This window comes from Streptomyces durmitorensis, from assembly GCF_023498005.1.
GTDB classification, from domain to species: Bacteria; Actinomycetota; Actinomycetes; order Streptomycetales; family Streptomycetaceae; genus Streptomyces; species Streptomyces durmitorensis.
In genome coordinates, this window is record NZ_CP097289.1 from 6956838 (window position 1) to 6974744 (window position 17907).

Annotated in this window: 15 protein-coding genes; 10 read left to right on the forward strand and 5 right to left on the reverse strand. The window is 69.7% G+C overall.

Features of this window, described 5'->3' with window-relative positions; all coding sequences use genetic code 11:
* Positions 1-17: 17 nt before the first annotated feature.
* Together M4V62_RS31015 and M4V62_RS31020 are read left to right on the forward strand one after the other, a co-directional pair.
* The gene (locus M4V62_RS31015; RefSeq protein ID WP_249590496.1) at positions 18-1010 is read left to right on the forward strand and encodes a carbohydrate ABC transporter permease; all 993 of its coding nucleotides are present in this window, start codon (positions 18-20) and stop codon (positions 1008-1010) included.
* The gene (locus tag M4V62_RS31020; RefSeq protein WP_249590497.1) at positions 1007-1840 is read left to right on the forward strand and encodes a carbohydrate ABC transporter permease; all 834 of its coding nucleotides are present in this window, start codon (positions 1007-1009) and stop codon (positions 1838-1840) included. Before M4V62_RS31015 ends, M4V62_RS31020 begins: the two co-directional genes overlap by 4 nt.
* A gap of 39 nt (positions 1841-1879) precedes the next feature.
* Here M4V62_RS31020 and M4V62_RS31025 read toward each other — a convergent pair whose 3' ends face one another.
* The gene (locus tag M4V62_RS31025) at positions 1880-2779 is read right to left on the reverse strand and encodes a chitosanase (RefSeq protein ID WP_249590498.1); all 900 of its coding nucleotides are present in this window, start codon (positions 2777-2779) and stop codon (positions 1880-1882) included.
* A 125-nt stretch (positions 2780-2904) separates the two neighbouring features.
* On the opposite strand from M4V62_RS31025, the gene M4V62_RS31030 reads away from it, so the two are divergent.
* Positions 2905-3123, forward strand: coding sequence for a hypothetical protein (locus M4V62_RS31030; protein WP_249590499.1), 219 nt, complete (start codon positions 2905-2907; stop codon positions 3121-3123).
* A gap of 21 nt (positions 3124-3144) precedes the next feature.
* The gene (locus tag M4V62_RS31035) at positions 3145-4245 is read left to right on the forward strand and encodes a hypothetical protein (RefSeq protein WP_249590500.1); all 1101 of its coding nucleotides are present in this window, start codon (positions 3145-3147) and stop codon (positions 4243-4245) included.
* A 190-nt stretch (positions 4246-4435) separates the two neighbouring features.
* Here M4V62_RS31035 and M4V62_RS31040 read toward each other — a convergent pair whose 3' ends face one another.
* Entirely contained in the window at positions 4436-5167 is a 732-nt protein-coding gene (locus M4V62_RS31040; RefSeq protein ID WP_249593083.1) for an SDR family NAD(P)-dependent oxidoreductase, read from the reverse strand.
* Between the two features lie 71 nt (positions 5168-5238).
* Here M4V62_RS31040 and M4V62_RS31045 point away from each other — a divergent pair, with 71 nt between their 5' ends.
* Positions 5239-5964, forward strand: coding sequence for a vWA domain-containing protein (locus M4V62_RS31045; RefSeq protein ID WP_249590501.1), 726 nt, complete (start codon positions 5239-5241; stop codon positions 5962-5964).
* 1 nt (position 5965) lies between these two features.
* On the opposite strand, the gene M4V62_RS31050 is transcribed toward M4V62_RS31045, so the two are convergent.
* The gene (locus tag M4V62_RS31050; protein ID WP_249590502.1) at positions 5966-6916 is read right to left on the reverse strand and encodes a tyrosine-protein phosphatase; all 951 of its coding nucleotides are present in this window, start codon (positions 6914-6916) and stop codon (positions 5966-5968) included.
* A 396-nt stretch (positions 6917-7312) separates the two neighbouring features.
* Between M4V62_RS31050 and M4V62_RS31055 the strand changes: the two genes are divergently transcribed.
* From M4V62_RS31055 to M4V62_RS31065, 3 genes are all read left to right on the forward strand, one after another.
* Positions 7313-7516, forward strand: a complete 204-nt coding sequence (locus M4V62_RS31055; RefSeq protein WP_160504463.1) for a cold-shock protein — start codon at positions 7313-7315, stop codon at positions 7514-7516.
* A 94-nt stretch (positions 7517-7610) separates the two neighbouring features.
* Positions 7611-9233 carry a DEAD/DEAH box helicase gene (locus M4V62_RS31060; RefSeq protein WP_249590503.1) on the forward strand — a complete coding sequence of 541 codons (1623 nt, stop codon included), beginning with the start codon at positions 7611-7613 and terminating at the stop codon, positions 9231-9233.
* Positions 9234-9587: 354 nt separating this feature from the next.
* Positions 9588-10463: a pentapeptide repeat-containing protein gene (locus tag M4V62_RS31065; RefSeq protein WP_249590504.1), complete on the forward strand. Its 876-nt coding sequence runs from the start codon at positions 9588-9590 to the stop codon at positions 10461-10463.
* 39 nt (positions 10464-10502) lie between these two features.
* Here the strand turns inward: M4V62_RS31065 and M4V62_RS31070 are convergent, their stop codons facing one another.
* The gene (locus M4V62_RS31070; RefSeq protein WP_249590505.1) at positions 10503-11417 is read right to left on the reverse strand and encodes a hypothetical protein; all 915 of its coding nucleotides are present in this window, start codon (positions 11415-11417) and stop codon (positions 10503-10505) included.
* A 342-nt stretch (positions 11418-11759) separates the two neighbouring features.
* On the opposite strand from M4V62_RS31070, the gene M4V62_RS31075 reads away from it, so the two are divergent.
* On the forward strand, positions 11760-12557 hold the full coding sequence (locus M4V62_RS31075) for a S1 family peptidase (RefSeq protein ID WP_249590506.1): 798 nt from the start codon (positions 11760-11762) through the stop codon (positions 12555-12557).
* 337 nt (positions 12558-12894) lie between these two features.
* Positions 12895-15987 carry an endo-alpha-N-acetylgalactosaminidase family protein gene (locus M4V62_RS31080; protein ID WP_249590507.1) on the forward strand — a complete coding sequence of 1031 codons (3093 nt, stop codon included), beginning with the start codon at positions 12895-12897 and terminating at the stop codon, positions 15985-15987.
* A gap of 54 nt (positions 15988-16041) precedes the next feature.
* Here the strand turns inward: M4V62_RS31080 and M4V62_RS31085 are convergent, their stop codons facing one another.
* Positions 16042-17814, reverse strand: coding sequence for a glycoside hydrolase family 35 protein (locus M4V62_RS31085; protein ID WP_249590508.1), 1773 nt, complete (start codon positions 17812-17814; stop codon positions 16042-16044).
* Positions 17815-17907: the final 93 nt, after the last annotated feature.

The window sequence follows — 17907 nt, forward strand, 5'->3', positions numbered from 1 at the left end:
AGGGGCGAGTCGGCACTGTGAAAGACACGCTCGTCGGCGGCGGACCGAAGGAAGACGCCACGGACCGCCGCCCCGCCACCCGGCCCGAACACACGGCAGCCCTCCGCAAGAAGAGGCTGGTCGGCCTCGCCCGGCCGTGGCTGCTCCTCGCACCGTCCCTCCTGGTCCTCGCGGGCCTGCTGCTCTGGCCGCTGATCCAGGTCGGCAAGCTCTCGATGCAGGACTACGCCGTCAAGTTCGGCGGCGGAGTCGGCACGTTCACCGGCTTCGACCACTACACGGACCTGCTCGGCAGCGCACTCCTGTGGAAGACGGTCCTGCCCAACACGGCGTTCTTCGCCATCGCCTGTGTCGGCCTGACCGTCGCACTCGGCACACTCGTCGCGCTGCTGCTCAACCGCCTCGGCCCGGCCTGGCGGCTGATCTGCTCCATCGCGGTCCTCGCCGCCTGGGCGATGCCGGCCGTCACCGGGACGTACGTCTGGATCTGGCTCTTCCAGCCGCAGGACGGCATGGTCAGCCAGATCGCGGGCTCGATGGGACTCATCGATCCCGAGACCACCAACTGGTTCACCGAGCGGGGGCCGTTCTACGCGATCGCGACCCTGAACGTCGTCCACCACGGCTTCCCGTTCGTCGCCATCACCGTCCTCGCGGGCCTGATGACGATCCCCAAGGAGCTCTACGAAGCAGGGGAGTTGGACGGCGCCAACGCCTGGCAGCGGTTCTGGAAGATCACCGTGCCGACGATTCTGCCCGTCTTCCTCGTGGTGACCATCCTCTCCACCATCTGGGACTTCAAGGTCTTCACCCAGATCTATCTGATGCCGGGCGGCGACGGAGCCAACGAAGAGGTCTACAACCTCGGCGTCTTCTCGTACATCCAGGCCTTCGCCAAGAACGACTACGGCACGGGCGCGGCAGCCGCGGTCCTGCTCACGCTGCTGCTCCTCGCCATCACGATCGTCTACATCCGTACGCTGTTCCGGCAGGGGGAGGAGGACCAGTGAGCGTCCGTCGCACCACACTCGCCGCGCGCATCGGCCTTCCCGTCGCGGTGGCCGCGCTCCTGCTCTTCGCGCTCTTCCCCGTGTACTGGATGATCTCCACGGCACTCGACCCGAAGGCGGTCACCCGCGGTTCGGACGTGCTGCCGAGCGGCTTCAGCTTCGAGCACTTCACCTACGTGTTCGAGAAGGGCAACTTCGGCACGTACCTCCTCAACTCGGCGATCGTCGGCTTCGGCACGATCCTGGCCGCCGGGGTGCTCTCGCTCTTCGCGGCGATCGCGGTGGCCCGCTTCAAGTTCCGGTTCCGCACCTCCGTACTGATCATGGTGCTTATCGTGCAGATGGTGCCGCTCGAGGCGCTCGTCATCCCGCTCTTCATCCAGATGCGGGACTACGACATGCTCAACTCGCTGCTCGGCCTGACGATCGTCTACGTCGCGCTCTCGCTCCCCTTCGCGATCTGGACCCTGCGCGGCTTCGTGCAGACCGTGCCGAAGGAGGTCGAGGAGGCGGCGTACATCGACGGGGCGTCCTGGTTCCGGATGTTCCGTTCGGTGCTGCTTCCGCTGGTGGCGCCCGGACTCGTCGCGACCTCGATTTTCGCCTTCATCACGGCGTGGAACGAGTTCGTCTTCGCGTACACCTTCATGAAGGGCAGCGACAAGTACACGGCCGCCGTGGGCATCTACCAGTTCTTCGGTGAGAACTCCACGGCCTGGGGCCCGGTCATGGCCAGCTCCACGCTGGTCACGGTGCCGGTGATGATCTTCTTCGTGATCGTGCACCGGAAGCTGGGCTCGGGCCTGGCGGCGGGAGCCGTCAAGGGCTGAGGGCTGGGCTCCCGGGGGAGGCGTTCAGGGTTTCCGGGGTTACGGAACCTTGAACGTCTCCCCGTACACCTTCCAGGTCAGCGGTGTCTTCAGGCCCAGATTGCCGTCGTAGAGGAACTGCCGCTGCGCCGTGTCCACGCGCGTCGTGTCGCGGTGCGCCTTCTCGGACTTCATCGCCGTGCGGCGGATGTCCAGGAAGATGTCGAGGTACGCCTTCTCCTTGCCGCCCTGCGCGGGCGTGTTCGCCTCCTTCAGCGCCGCCTCGCGCAGGCCGTAGAAGCCGCGCGGTCCTGTGCCCGGGCCGTGCAGGACCATCGCGTCGTAGTAGATGAACTGGCCGAGCGTGCCGAGCCCGTCGAGCTTGGCGAGGCGGACCGCGGGGTCGAAGTAGATGCGGTCGCGCGCGCTGTTCTGGGCCTTGCGGAAGGCGGGCTCGTCGGCCTCCGCCTTCCAGGCCTTGGTGAAGCCGGGGTCCAGGCCCTCGTGCGAGTCGCTGCCGTCGACCTTGCGCAGGGCGGGCAGATAGCGGGCCAGGCCGTTGTCCGGGTGGTCCTTCGTGTACCGCTCGACGAGGGTGAGCAGGTCGTGCGTGCCGGTGCAGAAGCCGATGATCCCGGCGGTATAGCCGTGCCCGTCGTCGATGTCCTCGATGTAGCCGTACTGCCCGCGCCAGTTGAGCGTGGAGTTCTCCGCGCTCGTCACGAGCTTCTGTGCCAGCTCCTTCTTGGCGGGCGCCGCGAGGCCGGCAGGCAGGTCCGCGATCAGCTCGTCGTCGGCCTCGATCTCGGCCGCCGACTTGTCCTTGTCGTACGGACGCTGGGTGCCGGAAGGCATCCCGTCGGCTCCGGAGGCATCGCTGTCCGAGTCTCCGCCCAGGAGGTAGACCGCGACCGTGGCGACCGGGGCGACGGCGAGAAGAAGGAGGCCTGCACGTTTCATTCGCACAAGATTACGGGTGGTTTTGCGGTAGCGCGCCTTCCGGATCCGACTCTATTGACTAATAGTCAATTTCGCATCAGTCTCGGGGGCGATCCGTACCGGTCGTGATGGTCATGGGAGGCCCTATGAGCACCGAAGCGCGGGAGCAGCTGAGCAAGGAGCTGCGGGACGAACCACCGGAATCCTTCGGGCAGTTGGCACCCGAGCGCCTGACTCTGCTGGCCGACGCGCTGAAGCGGGAACGCGAGAGCCGCGCGTCGGGCCTGAACGAGGCCGCGGAGGAGGCGCTGAAGCTGGTGCCCGCCCTCGCCCGGGGTCCCGTACGCCGGATTCTGTTCCGCTAGGGGATGGGGAGGGAGCAGGCCATGGACAAGCTGCGGAACAGGGCGGAGACCCTGAAGATCGCGCGATTGCTGGACGTGGAGCCGGACGAGCTCGCCTTCCTGGCGACGCTTCCCGTCGAGGACGTACGCCGCTTCCGCGAGAGTTGCGTCGCGGCGCTCTTCGACCGTACGCCCGAGATGCTGGACCGGATCGCGTCCGCGACGAAGCTGGTGCCGGCCGGGGTCGCGGCCGCGATCTCGCAGAAGGCGCTGGGCCCGCGGCTCGCCGCAGGGGTCGCGGGACGCCTCGAACCGGCACGGGCCGCGGACATCATCGAGAAGCTGCCGGTGCCGTTCACGGCGGAGTCGTGCGGGCATCTCGACCCGCGCAGGATCAAGGGCATCGTCGACCGGCTCGACGAGGGCCTGGTGGTGCGGATCGCGGTGGCGCTCGCCGAGCGGGGCGACCACCTGACGATGGGCCGCTTCGTCGGCTACCTCCGGGACTCCTCGCTGAGCCGGATCCTGCCGCAGGTGGACGACGCGGCCGTCCTGCGGACCGGCTTCACGATCGACGTGCCGCAGCGGCTCGGCCAGATCATCGAGCTGATGGGCGCGGAGCGGCTCGCGTCGGTCATCGCGTCGGCGTCGGGGGAGGGGCTGTGGCCGGAGGCGCTGGCCGTTGCCGGCATGGTGACGGGCGAGCAGCGGAGTCGCATCGCCTCGCTGGCTGCCGCGCAGCCGCAGGACCGGCTCGACTCGCTGGTCGTGACGGTGGCGGAGCAGGACCTGTGGGAGTCGCTGCTGCCGCTGGTCGCGCTCCTTGGGGACGAGGAGCGGCGGGCCGTCGCGGTGCTGCCTTCCCTGCGGGATGCGGGGGTTCTTGGCGGGGTGGTCCGGGCGGTGGTGGCGACTGGGTTGTGGGCGGAGTTCTTGCCGCTGGTGGGTGTGCTGCCGGAGGAGTCCCGCAAGGTCGTCGCCGACGCTGCGGGGGCGCTGCCCGCGCCTGACCTGGATGCGCTTGCCCTGGAGGTGGACAAGCAGGACCTGTGGGAGCTGGTCATGCCGCTGGTCGAGCTGATGGACGATGAGGCCAAGACGCGGATCTTTGAGTTGCCGGCGTTTCAGGGGCAGGTGGGGTAAGGGCGATTTCTTGTCCCCAACCCCGCCCCTTCCCGGCTGCATCTATTGGCGGCTCCGCCGAGTTCGTCCTCAAACGCCGGCCGGGCTATATCTAGCCCGGCCGGCGTTTGAGGCCATCTTGTCGGGGTCTGGGGCGGAGCCCCAGTTTCGGGAAGGGGCGGGATTGGGGAAAGCCCCGCAGGGACCGCCCTTACCCAGCCGTCGACCCGCCGTCCACCGCGAACTCCGCTCCCGTGATGTACGACGACGCCTCCGACGCGAGGAAGAGGACCAGCTCCCCGACCTCCTCGGGGCGGCCCATCCTGCCGAGCGGCAGGTGCGACCAGTCCCGCCCGGCGGAGGCCGAGGAGATCATCGGGGTGTCGACGGCCCCCGGATGCACGGAGTTGACCCGCACCCCGTACCCCGCCAGATCCAGCGCCGCGCTCCGCGTCAGCCCCCGCAACCCGAACTTCGTCGACCCGTACGCCGCATGCCCCCGTATCCCCACGAGCCCCGCCGTCGACGAGACGTTCACGATCGAACCGCCGCCCACCTCCCGCAGCGCGGGCAGCACCGCCTGGATCCCCAGGAACGGGCCAAGGAGATTGACCCGGACCAGAGTCTCGAAGTTCTCGTACGTCTCGTCCTCCACGGAAGCCGTCCGCCACAGCGCCGCGTTGTTCACGAGCGCGTCCAGGCGGCCGAAGGCCTCGAGGCCGGCCGCCACGGCCGACGCCCAGCTCTCCGCCTCCGTGACGTCATGGCGTACGAAGAGGCCTTGCCCGCCAAGGGACTTGGCGACAGCGCGCCCTTCCTCCTCCCGCACGTCCGTGACGACGACCCGCGCCCCGGCCTCCGCGAAGAGCCGCGCCTCGGCCGCCCCTTGCCCGCGGCCCGCACCGGTGATCAGGACGGCCTTGCCCTCAAGTCCGTAGGAGATCACTTCACACCACCGGCCTCTCCCGTAACCTCGGCTCCTCGGAACGGACGGACGGGAGAGTGGAGCGGCACATGGGACCGGCGATCAGCCTCAGCAAGGTGGAAGAGGCGGCGCCCGCCCTCGTCAGCCTCTACAAGTCCGCGGGCGTCAGCCTCCGCAAGCACGGCCTGGAGGGTGAGCGCGCCGCCGTCTACCTCGTCGTCGACTACTCCGGTTCCATGAAGCCGTACTACAAGGACGGCACCGTCCAAGCCCTCGCCGACCGGGTCCTCGGCCTGTCCGCGAACCTCGACGACGACGGCACCGTGCCCACGGTCTTCTTCTCCACGGACGTCGACGCCGTCACGGAGATCGCGCTCGACCGGCACCACGGGCGGATCGACGAGATCGTCGCCGGGCTCGGCCACATGGGAAAGACCAGCTACCACCTGGCGATGGATGCCGTGATCGACCACTACGTGGACAGCGGTTCCACGGCACCGGCCCTGGTCGTCTTCCAGACCGACGGCGGCCCCATCAACAAGCTCGCCGCCGAGCGGTATCTGTGCAAGGCGTCGAAGCTGCCGCTGTTCTGGCAGTTCATCGGGTTCGGTGACGCGAAGAGCAAGCAGTTCGACTACCTTCGCAAGCTCGACGAACTGGCCGTCCCCGCCAAGCGCGCCGTCGACAACGCGGGGTTCTTCCACGCGGGTCACGACCCCCGGACCGTGCCGGACGACCGGCTGTACGACCAGCTGGTGGGGGAGTTCCCGACCTGGCTCACGGCCGCGCGGGCGCAGGGCATCGTGACGGCGTGACCTAGTCGACCATCCGCTCCCGCAGCGCGAGAATCGTCCGCGTATCAAGCCCGAGTCCCTTCCTCAGATAGCCGCCCAGACTCCCGTACTTGTCCTTCACCTCGTCCAGCGCCGTCTCCAGATAGCCGGTGCGGACCTCCTGGAGCGGGATCAGCAGATCGGGGTTCTGCATCAGACCGCTCTGCTTCAGGCCCTCGCGCACCTTCGCGTCGTACGCGGCCCGGTAGGTGTTGGAGGCCAGGAAGTCGCCCACGGCGGTCCGCTCGGGGACGCCGATGGCACGCAGCAGCAGATAACTGGTCCAGCCGGTGCGGTCCTTGCCCGCCGTGCAGTGGTAGAGCAGCGGTGACTTCTTGCCGCCGTGGGCGATGTCGCGCAGCGTCGCCGCGAACTGCGCGCGGTTCGCGCCGTCGGCGACGAAGGTGCGGTAGACCTCGCGCATGAAGGCGTCCGCCTTGCCGTTGCCCAGCATCTCCTCCTGCTTGACCGGATCCCTGGAGCCGATCACGGTCATCAGCGTCGTGAAGAGGCCGTTGTCGTTGATGGCCCGGGACGTCGGGGTGAGTCCGGCGGGCAGCCGGTCGGGCCCGTCGTACTGGACCTCGGCGGGCACCCGGAAGTCGACGACCTTCTTCAGGCCGAGCCCGCCGAGGGTGGCCACGTCGGCGTCGGTGAGCTTCGCCAGGGCGTCGGCACGGAAGACCTGGCCGTAGCGGACGCGCTCCCCGTCGTAGGTGCGGTAGCCGCCCAGGTCCCTTACGTTGACGGCCCCTTGGAGGGGTATCTGGCGTACGCCGTCGGATGCGGGGCGGGAGTGGTGCTGCGGGGCGTGCAGGGCCGTGCCGCGCTCGGGTGCAAAGGGCTCGGCGTGGGCCGCCCAGGCGGGCAGGGTGCCCAGGGCGAGCGCGGAGACCGCGACTCCGACCGCCGTACGTGTGCGGGTGATGCGCATTGGGCCGCCTTCCTCGGTAGCGGTCGCCATGGCCACTCGTCGCTCAACCAAGCGATTGTTTGGTTGAAGGTAGCGGGGTGCCCTGACAGGAGGAAGGTGCGTGCGCCAGGTATCTGGCCCCGGTGGTCCGCCCCGCCGGTGGCGCGGCGAGTGGAGTAAGGGGGGTCCGCTCCCTCCCCGCCCGGCCCGCGGGGACCCTGAAACGAGGGGTCCCTCGTCCGTGTTAGGCTTATGCGTCGCAGTTTTGGTACCCATGAACTTTATGTGCGCCTGACGGGAATGTTCCGAAGGCGCATTATTGTTTTTCTCCGGTCTCTCCGGGATGGGGGTCATTGCAGCGCTTGGAATCCACAATTCCGTGGTTTTCCTTACTCTGCCCCTGTTGAGGAGATTGACATGGCAACTGGCACCGTTAAGTGGTTCAACGCAGAAAAGGGCTTCGGCTTCATCGAGCAGGACGGCGGCGGCCCCGACGTCTTCGCCCACTACTCGAACATCGCGTCCTCGGGCTTCCGTGAGCTCCTCGAGGGCCAGAAGGTCTCCTTCGACGTCACGCAGGGCCAGAAGGGCCTGCAGGCCGAGAACATCGTTCCCGCCTGATCGTCGTAGCACGCGAACCTCATAGCCGGGGCCCGCACCGGAAAGGTGCGGGTCCCGGCTTGTGCTGTCACCAGGTCCAGGAAGGCATTTCCGTATGAATCGCTCCGAACGCCCCGCACGTCCTGCCCGCGGGCGCTCCACGAACGCACGCGGAAAGGCCCCGGTGGCCGGCGGCGGCCAGGCGAGGGGCGCCGCGAAGAAGCCCGGCCGCGCCAAGCCGAGGCCTGTCGGCGGCGAATTCGCGCTGCCCGAGAGCATCACGCCCGCGCTGCCCTCGGTCGAGGCGTTCGCCGACCTGGACATGCCCGAGGCCCTTCTGAAGACGCTGGCGGCACAGGGCGTGACCGAGCCCTTCCCGATCCAGGCAGCCACGCTCCCCAACTCCCTCGCGGGCCGCGACATCCTCGGCCGTGGCCGCACCGGCTCCGGCAAGACCCTCGCCTTCGGCCTCGCGCTGCTCGCCCGCACCGCGGGCCGCCGCGCCGAGCCGCGTTCGCCCCTCGCCCTGGTCCTGGTCCCCACGCGTGAGCTCGCGCAGCAGGTGACGGACGCCCTGACGCCGTACGCGACGTCCGTGAACCTCCGGATGTCGACGGTGGTCGGCGGCCTCTCCATCACCAAGCAGGCGGGCACGCTCCGCCGCGGCGCCGAGATCATGGTGGCGACCCCCGGCCGTCTCAAGGACCTCATCGAGCGCGGCGACGCCGATCTCTCGCAGGTGCGGACGACGGTCCTCGACGAGGCCGACCAGATGGCCGACATGGGCTTCATGCCGCAGGTCACCGCGCTCCTGAAGCAGGTGGAACAGGGCGGCCAGACGATGCTCTTCTCCGCCACGCTCGACAAGAACATCGACCGCCTGGTCCGGATGTTCCTGACGGATCCGGTGGTGCACTCGGTCGACCCGTCCGCGGGCGCGGTCACGACGATGGAACACCACGTCCTGTACGTCGCCGACGAGACCGACAAGAAGGCCGTGGCCCTCCGTATCGCCGCCCGAGAGGGCCGGGTGATCATGTTCCTGGACACCAAGCGCGCGGTGGACCGCTTCACCAAGCGGCTGCTCGCCAACGGCGTACGGGCCTCCGGTCTGCACGGCGGCCGTTCGCAGCCGCAGCGCAACCGGACCCTGGACCAGTTCAAGACCGGGCAGGTCACCGCCCTTGTCGCCACGAACGTGGCGGCCCGCGGCATCCACGTCGACGACCTCGACCTGGTCGTGAACGTCGACCCGCCCACCGACCACAAGGACTACCTGCACCGCGGCGGCCGTACGGCCCGCGCAGGTGAGTCCGGCAGTGTCGTCACGCTTGTCCTTCCGGACGAGAAGCGGGAGATGACGCGTCTGATGTCCGACGCGGAGATCAGCCCGAAGACGGCGCGAGTGAAGTCCACGGACGAGGAGCTGTCCCGCATCACCGGTGCGCGGGAGCCGTCCGGGGTGCCGGTGGTCATCGAGGTGCCCCAGCAGCAGCAGGCTTCGCCGCAGCGGGGGCGGAGGCGGCCCGCCGGGAGCGGTGGCGGCCAGGGGCAGGGCCAGCGGAGGTCTCGCCCCCAGGGGCAGTCGCAGTCCTCCCAGGGCGGAGGCCAGCCCCGGTCCCAGTCGCAGGGTGGCGGTCGTCCCTCCGGTGGTGGCCAGGGCCGCCCCTCCGGCGGGGGCGGTGGCGCCGGGCGTGCTCGTCGTAGCGGCGGGGGCGCGGGGCGCCGGGCGGCGTAGCGCCTGCTTGGCGGCGGGGCCTTTCCCCGCCGCCGGGCGGGCCTCTCCCACCCACCCGCCCGACACTCCGCATCCGACCCTGGACGAACAGGCTTTTCCCGCCCACCCGCCCGTTCACCCCGCATCCGACCCTGGACGAACTTGCTTTCCCGCCCGCCCACCCGTTGCCCGGTAGTCGGGAGCGCTCGTGAGGGGGCGTGGCGGTATGTCCGCCCGGAGCACGGTTCGCGGCGCTCCGGGGCCGAAGCAGCAAGCGCGGCCACCGGACGATAGCGAGGACGGACATACCGCCGCGGCCCCGCCCCCACAGACGGACCGGCCCCGCAGCACCAGCCACGGCCTGAGGGAGGCCCCATGAGTGAGAAGCGCCCCCAGGCCGAGGCCCAGCCCCAGCGCCGGCCGCTGCCCCTGGCCGGCGACGACCGCCACGACCGCCACGACCTGCGCGCCGACTGCGGCAACTGCTTCGGGCTCTGCTGCGTGGCCCTCACCTTCTCCAAGTCCTCGGACTTCCCCGTCAACAAGGCCGCAGGCACCCCCTGCACCAACCTCCAGCAGGACTTCCGCTGCGGCATCCACCAGAAGCTGCGCCAGAAGGGCTTCTCCGGCTGCACGGTCTACGACTGCTTCGGCGCCGGCCAGAAGGTCTCCCAGACCACCTACGGCGGCACCGACTGGCGGCAGGACCCCGACACGGCCCGCCAGATGTTCGACGTGTTCCCGGTGATGCGCCAACTCCACGAACTGCTCTGGTACTTGACCGAGGCGCTCACCCTGCCGCAGACCCGCCCGATCAGGGCCGAGCTCCAGAGCGCGCTGGAGAAGACCGAGCACCTCACTCAGGGCACCCCCGCCACCGTCGCCGAGACAGACGTGGCCGCACACCGTGAGGACATCAGCATCCTCCTTCTCCGCACCAGCGAACTCGTCCGTACAGGCATCCGCCAGAAGAAGAAGGACCGCCGCGGCGCCGACCTCTTCGGCGCCCGCCTCAAGGGCGCCGACCTCCGAGGTGTCACCCTCCGCGGCGCCTACCTCATCGCCGCCGACCTCCGCGGTGCCGACCTCCGCCAGGCCGACCTGATCGGCGCGGACCTCCGGGACGCGGACCTGCGGGGAGCGGACCTCACCGGCAGCATCTTCCTGACCCAGTCGCAGGTGAACGCGGCGAAGGGCGACGCGGAGACGAAGCTGCCGCAGTCCCTGACGCGCCCCGCGCACTGGGGCTAGCGGCACTGGGGCCAGCGGCACCGCAAGCACGCACGCGCCCTACGTGTCGCACTCCAGCACCGTCCGGCACAACGTGCACCGCGCCCGCATCCGCCCCCGAGCCGGCAACCGGATCCGCTGCTGACACGTGGGGCAGGGGAACGAGACCCGCAGCGGCTCGGCGCCACCCCGCGACGGTGGGGTGAACGAGTACGCACCGCCCCGGGGCGCCACCCCCGCTCCACCGGAGCCACGCTCCTGCGCGTACCGCCGGTCCTTCGCGTACCGCCGCCGCCCCGCCCACCCCGCAGCCGTCAACGGCGGCTGCTGCTCGTCGCGTCGGGCCTGCGCGAGCCCCTTCGTGTAGGCGGTGTACGCCTGCGCGCTGGTGAACCACGTCTCCGGTGCCTCCCCGAAGGCGATGGCCCGCTTGGCCAGTACGTACCCGAACTCCTCCGGCGTGAGATAGCCGAGCTTCTGCGACGATGCGCCGTCCTCCCGGAAGGCGTCCAGGAGGAGCCACCCCGCCCCCAGGTAGGTGGTCGCGGTGTCCGTGAGGATCTCGTTGTCGCGTGTGCCGGGGAACGCCAGATCAAGCCGGTGCAGATACACGTGCATGACCTCGTGGGCGAGCGCCGCGCCGATGTCCCTGCGGTGCGTGCGGAACCGGTCGTTGAGTTCGATGAAGTACTCGGGCCCCGCGGCGAGTTCGACGTACGCCGCGTGTTCCATCTCGCGGAAGCTGACGATCACGCGGGCGTCCGGCAGCCGCAGGTGCCGCACCATCTCGCGGGCCACGCGCTGCACGCCCAGATGCAGGTCGTCCTGGTCGGAGAAGGCGACGTCGGCGGGGGTGATGCTGGTTTCGAAGGTGTGGACGGTGTCGTACGACAGGCGTTTGTAGAGCGCGGTGATCGCGGAGCGCACCGTCTCCAGGTGGGGGTAGCCGTGCACCACAGGCCCGCCGTCCGTCACGTGCGCACCCCCCAGGAGATGTCCGCGTCGTATCGAGTCGCATCGAGTCGTGTCGGCCCCGTGTCGGCCCGTGTCGAGCAGGAGCGAGTCGTCTCGGCTCACCTCAACTCGATTCCACTGTAAGGCGCACTCCCGCACCCGGAACCAGCCCACGCGTGGGTCCGTGGCCGAAAACCGCCCCTTGCTCTATGCGGACACCGATCTCCATAATCCGCAACAACGCTTTGGCGGGCTCATGCCATTCTCGTCGTCGTTCCCGTGCTTTTGCGGGGAGGGAGGGGGGAGGGAGTGGGTCCGCGGACGCGTGCAACCCCCCACGAACCCCCCACGAAGGGAAGCCCGTTGAACACCAAGCTGCGTGGAGTCAAGAGAGCCGCCACCCTCGGTGCCATCGCCCTCGCCGCCGTCAGTCTCCAGCCCGTCGCCGCCTCCGCGGCCCCGCACCCCGGCCCCACGCCGGGTGAGCGCGTGGTCGGCGGGACCCCCGCCGAGCAGGGTGAATTCCCGTTCATGGTCCGCCTGTCGATGGGCTGTGGCGGCGCGCTGTACGCCCAGGACATCGTGCTGACCGCCGCCCACTGCGTGGACGGTTCGGGCGACAACACGAGCATCACCGCCACCGGTGGTGTCGTGGACCTGGAGAGCCCGGACGCGATCACCGTGAAGTCCACCAAGGTCCTGCAGGCGCCGGGTTACGACGGCAAGGGCAAGGACTGGGCGCTCATCAAGCTCGAGAAGAAGATCGACCAGCCGACGCTGAAGATCGCCAAGGACGACAAGCTCAACAACGGCGACTTCGACATCGCCGGCTGGGGCGCCGACAAGGAGGGTGGCGAGCAGCAGCGTTACCTCCTCAAGGCGAAGGTCCCGTTCGTGAGCGACGCCGACTGCGAGGCCGCGTACGGCGCGGACCTCACGCCCGGCGAGGAGCTCTGCGCCGGCAAGCTGGCCGAGGGCGGCACGGACACCTGCCAGGGTGACTCCGGCGGCCCCATGTTCCGCAAGGACGAGGCCGGGGAGTACGTCCAGGTGGGCATCGTGAGCTGGGGCAACGGGTGCGCGCGGCCCAAGTTCCCCGGGGTGTACACCGAGGTGTCGACGTTCGCAGGTGACATAGAGAAGGCGGCGTCGGAACTCTGAGTTTCGCCGCACGCCGCACGCTGGGACGCGGGGCTGGACCGGTTGACGGTCCGGCCCCGCGTTCGTGCTTGCGGCGCTGCGGGGCTGCTTCGGCGCCGGAGTCCTGCGAACCGTGCTCCGGGCAGACATACCGGCACGTCCCCTCACGAGCGTCGCCGACTGCAGCCAATCGGTGGTGGCTGCGGCGTAATCGGGCTGGTGGGTGGGAGAGGGCTGTGTGGCGCCGGCAGGTAGGGGGTGGCGTTAGTCCAAGACCTGGGTCGCCTTTGTCCATGGGCGCAGAAGTCCCTCCCGGCGCAGGGTGACCGCACCGAGATCCGTCCCACGGAGGGGTGCCATGCAGCCGTCAGACACGTCCGGCCCGAGCCGCAGAACCGTAGTCGCCACGGGCGCGCTGGCCGGCGTCACCGTCGCCGTCGGCCTCGGGGGCGCCGTACCCGCCTCGGCGAGGCCCGCGGCCGCGGGCGAAGCCGTCCTCCGCTCCGCCGACCTCGACGTACGCGTCGCCACCGACTTCCCCCGCGTCATCTCGTACACCGACCGCGCCACCAAGGCGGTCCTGCACGCACAGTCGGAGCCCGTCACCACGCTCCTGGTGGACGACGTGACGCACACCCCGAAGGTGACCGTCACCGCCACCGGTGACGACCGGGTCGCGTATCTCCTCGCCCTCGACGGGGGCGCCACCATCCGCGTCGAGATCGCCCTCAAGGGGCGTCAAGTGCAGTGGCGGGTCACGGAGATCGACGACAGCGATGACCTGCGCGTCGGCACCCTTCGTATCCCCGGGCTCGCCCTTCTCGCGGTGCGGAGCGATCAGCCCGGCGCCACCCTCCTCGCCGCCAAGATCCAGCTCGACAAGGCCAAGAGCGGGGACACCGAGGTCAGGCTCGCGCCGGACACCGCCGCCGAGGCGGCCACCGGATGTGCCTACGCCGTCGTCGCGCACGACGCGCTGGGCGGCGCCGTCGAGACCAACACCGTCTACGACAAGCCCACCACCGAGGCCGGAACCACCTGGGACAACGGCCGGCTCTGGCGGGAGACCGTCAAGAGGAGCGGGTACGTGGAGGCCCGGCTGACCCCTGGCCAGTGGACGCACCGCGCGGCCACCGCGGCCGTCGGCGACACCGAGCCCCTTCCGTACGCCACCGTCGTCGTCACCGGTGACCGCAACGGCGACGGCAAGGTCGACTGGCAGGACGCCGCGATCGCGTTCCGCGACATCATGGTGAAGCCGCTGGGCGCGGACGAGCAGCATCTGCGCGTCGTCCCGCACATTCCGTTCAACTTCGCCTCGCAGGCCACGAACCCGTTCCTCGCGACCCTCGACAACGTCAAGCGGATCCACCTGGCCACGGACGGCCTGCGGCAGTACACGCTCCTCAAGGGCTATCAGTCGGAGGGGCATGATTCCGCGCACCCCGACTACGCGGGGAACTACAACACGCGCGCGGGCGGTCTTGACGACCTCAACACCCTGGTCAGGGAAGGCAAGAAGTGGAACAGCGACTTCAGTGTGCATGTGAATGCCACCGAGTCCTATCCCGTCGCGAATTCGTTCTCCGAAAAGCTCGTCGACAAGGGAAATGAGCAGTGGGACTGGCTCGATCAGAGCTATCGCATCGATCAGCGGCGTGACCTGGTGTCCGGTGACATCATCGAGCGGTTCGCCGACCTTCGGGGCGATGCCGACGGTGCGCTCAATGCTCTTTACATCGATGTGTTCCGGGAGTCCGGGTGGAACTCCGACCGGCTTCAGCGCGCCCTGCGCGAGCAGGGCTGGATCGTCACCAGCGAGTGGGGGCACGGCTTCGAGCGCTCGTCCGTCTGGTCGCACTGGGCGACGGAGCCTGATTACGGTCCCGATACGTCGCGCGGCATCAATTCGCGGCTGATCCGCTTCATCCGCAACCATCAGAAGGACGTCTTCGCCGACAAATGGCCGACCCTTCTGGGCATCGCCCGCATGGGGAATTTCGAAGGGTGGGTCGGGAAGACCGACTGGGCCTACTTCTACGATCTGATCTGGACCGACTCGCTGCCCGCCAAGTATCTCCAGGCCCATCCCATCAAGTCGTGGGGCGAGCACGAGATCAGTTTCTTCGGGGAAGGGCAGACGAAGGTCTCCGACACCGGAGGCACCCGTCGGGTCGTCACCGACGGCCGTGTCGTCTATGACGGGGGGAGCTATCTGCTTCCCTGGGAACCCCGTAAGGCCACCGATCCCGCGAAGCTCTATCACTACAACCCGAAGGGTGGAAAGGGGAGTTGGCAGCTGCCGCGCGGGTGGTCCGGGCTCGGCAAGGTCGCGTTGTACCGGCTCACCGATCAGGGGCGCGTCTTCGTCGCCGATGTTCCGGTGCGCGGGGGGAAGGTGACCCTCGACGCCAAGGCCAAGCAGCCCTACGTCCTGTACCGCTCGCGTGCCGCCGCCGTGCCCGATCCCGGCTGGGGGCAGGGCACGCCTCTGTACGACCCGGGATTCAACTCCGGCTCCCTGCACGGCTGGAAGGTCTCCGGACCGGCCTCCGTCGAGCTCAGCAAGCTCGGTGACCACGAACTCGTCATCGCGTCGGGCGGCAAGGCCGCCGTCGGCCAGCGGCTGCGGCGTCTGAAGGCAGGGGCGTACGTCGCCTCCGTGCAGGTCGAGGTCGGGGAGAAGGCGGGAGACGAGCGGAAGGCCACCTTGGAGGTGCGCACCGCCGACGGTGTCACCGCCGCCAACTGGACGCGGACGTCCACCGCGGGCAACTACGTGGCGGCCGACCGCAAGCACGGCACCCGCTTCCAGCGGATGTCCGTTCCCTTCACCGTCCCCGACGGCGGCGGCACGGCCGAGCTGACGCTCCGGGCCGACGCGGGCCACGCGCGCGTGCGCTTCGACAACGTGCGCATCGTCTCCGCCACGGGCGCGGGCGCCCCCGGTGGTGGCACGCTCGCCGCCGAGGACTTCGAGCACGTGCCGCAGGGATGGGGGCCGTTCGTGAAGGGGGACGCCGGAGACGTCACCGACCCGCGTACGCATATCGCGCAGCGGCACGCCCCGTTCACCCAGCGGGGCTGGAACGGCAAGGTCATCGACGACGTCATCGACGGCGCGCAGTCCCTCAAGTCCCGTGGCGAGAACGCCGGGCTCGTCTACCGCACGGTCCCGCACACCGCCCGTTTCGAGGCAGGCAAGCGCTACCGCGTCTCCTTCCGGTACGAGAACGAGAAGGCGGGGCAGTACGCGTGGATCACCGCCGTCGACGAACCCGCGGCTCGTGAGATCGACCGCAAGGAGCTGCCCGTGGCGACCGAGCCGACCGCTCTGACGTACGAGTTCACCGCCCCCGCCAAGGGTGAGGCGTGGGTCGGGCTGCGCAAGAGCGGGGACGACGGCACGGCGGAGTTCGTCCTGGACGCCTTCGAGGTGCGGGAGGTCTGAGGAGACCTGAGGGAGCCGGAGAGGCTGTTCACAGCCTCTCCGGCGGAACGGTACTTACTGCCTCTCCGGCGGGACCGGGGCGAGCGAGACCGTTTCCCCTTCCGTCCCTTCCAGCTCAAGCACCCACACCTCGTTCACGCCCTCCCGCAGCACAGGACCGGGAACGAACAGCGAGGTCTGCGGACCCGCCGACCAGTAGCGGCCCAGATTGAAGCCGTTCACCCACACGAACCCCCGCGTCCAGGAGGGAAGCTGGAGCGTGGCGTCGCCCGGGCCGTGCACCTCTGCCGTGCCGCGGTACAGGCCGGGGCGGCCCGACGCTGCTTCTGAGGACGCCGGAACCCCCCGCACGGCCTGCGCCGAGGAGAACGCGTCCAGCCGCAGCCCCTGGGCCCGCACCCCGTGCAAGTACTGCCGCTCGTGCAGCACCCCGCCGGTGATGCCCTTCGTCTCGCCGGTCCGCGGCCCGTAGTTGACCCGCCCCAGGGACTCCACCCACAGCTCCACGCGCGCGTGCCCCGCGACAGGCTCGGGGAGGGACGGCTCCTCCTCGGTGAGGACACCGGCCCGCACCCCGTCCACGTACACCACGGCCCGGTCCCGCAGCCCCCGCACGCTCAGCGGGTACGGCCGCCGCGGGCCCGGCACCGTCACCGTGTACCGGACCAGGCCGCGGTCGACGTCGAGCTCTTCGAAGGTGGGCGGTACGGCGTGTTCCGCATCGGGGCCGCCGAGCGACTCCATGACCGCGGACAGCGGCGCCCACCGGGAGAGGTCCGCCGCCGCGGGCGCCCCGAGCTGCTGCGGTGGCGCGGGCAGCTCCGGCAGCGGTCCTTGCGCGTACGGGGCGAGCACCTCGCGAAAGCGCCAGAACTTCTCCGTGGGGCGCCCGAACTCGTCGATGGGCGCGTCGTAGTCGTAGGACGTGACGTCCGGCTCAAGGACGCCGTCGTGCAGCGCGCCACCGCCCCGGTTCGCCCCCGCCCACCCGGCGAAGTTCGTGCCGCCGTGCGCCATGTAGAGGTTGACCGAGGCCCCGCACTCCAGGATCTCGCGCAACGCGTCCGCGGCATCCGCCGCGTCCCGCACGACATGCTCGGCGCCCCAGTGGTCGAACCAGCCGCACCAGAACTCCATGCACATCAGCGGCCCCTTGGGGCGGTGCCCCCGCAGCGTCTCGAAGGCCGTGCGGGCCTGCGAGCCGAAGTTGGCCGTCGCCAGGACGCCGGGGACACAGCCGCCGGTGAGCATGTGGTCCTCGGGGCCGTCCGACGTGAACAGCGGTGCGGTCACGCCCTCGAAGCGCAGCAGGTCGGCGAGGTGGCGGAGGTAGACCTGGTCCGAGCCGTAGCTGCCGTACTCGTTCTCCACCTGCACCATGATCACCGGTCCGCCCCGGTCGTGCTGGCGCGGGACGACCTCCGTCATGAGGCGGCCGAACCAGCGGTCCACGTGCCCCAGGTACTCCGTGTCGCGGGTACGCGCGCGTGCCCCCACCGCGCCCGTCAGCCAGTGCGGAAGGCCGCCGTTCTCCCACTCGGCGCAGATGTACGGTCCCGGCCGGACGATCGCCCACAGGCCCGCCTCGTGGGCGGCGTCCAGGAAGCGGCCGAGCGCCTCGACGTCGCTGAACTCCCCGGGGTGCGGCTCGTGCAGGTTCCACGGGACGTACGTCTCCACGCAGTTGAGCCCCATCGCGCGCAGCATCGCGAGGCGGTGGCCCCACTGCGCCTCGTGCACCCGGAAGTAGTGCAGCGCGCCGGAGAGCAGCCGTACGGGCCGCCCGTCCAGTTCGAAATCGTCCTCGCCCACCCTGAAGCCGTTCATCGTGTCCCTGAATCCCTCTCGCTCACCACTGATCAGCCACGATCACCTCTGGCGGGCAGCAGGGTCCATGGACAAAGATCTAGGCGGGTTGGA

Coding starts and splice junctions, on each gene's coding strand:
- M4V62_RS31085 (WP_249590508.1), bottom strand. CDS start 17,814: ATGAACGGCTTCAGGGTGGGCGAGGACGATTTCGAACTGGACGGGCGG.
- M4V62_RS31030 (WP_249590499.1), top strand. CDS start 2,905: ATGAGCACCGAAGCGCGGGAGCAGCTGAGCAAGGAGCTGCGGGACGAA.
- M4V62_RS31025 (WP_249590498.1), bottom strand. CDS start 2,779: ATGAAACGTGCAGGCCTCCTTCTTCTCGCCGTCGCCCCGGTCGCCACG.
- M4V62_RS31065 (WP_249590504.1), top strand. CDS start 9,588: ATGAGTGAGAAGCGCCCCCAGGCCGAGGCCCAGCCCCAGCGCCGGCCG.
- M4V62_RS31060 (WP_249590503.1), top strand. CDS start 7,611: ATGAATCGCTCCGAACGCCCCGCACGTCCTGCCCGCGGGCGCTCCACG.
- M4V62_RS31055 (WP_160504463.1), top strand. CDS start 7,313: ATGGCAACTGGCACCGTTAAGTGGTTCAACGCAGAAAAGGGCTTCGGC.
- M4V62_RS31080 (WP_249590507.1), top strand. CDS start 12,895: ATGCAGCCGTCAGACACGTCCGGCCCGAGCCGCAGAACCGTAGTCGCC.
- M4V62_RS31035 (WP_249590500.1), top strand. CDS start 3,145: ATGGACAAGCTGCGGAACAGGGCGGAGACCCTGAAGATCGCGCGATTG.
- M4V62_RS31050 (WP_249590502.1), bottom strand. CDS start 6,916: ATGCGCATCACCCGCACACGTACGGCGGTCGGAGTCGCGGTCTCCGCG.
- M4V62_RS31045 (WP_249590501.1), top strand. CDS start 5,239: ATGGGACCGGCGATCAGCCTCAGCAAGGTGGAAGAGGCGGCGCCCGCC.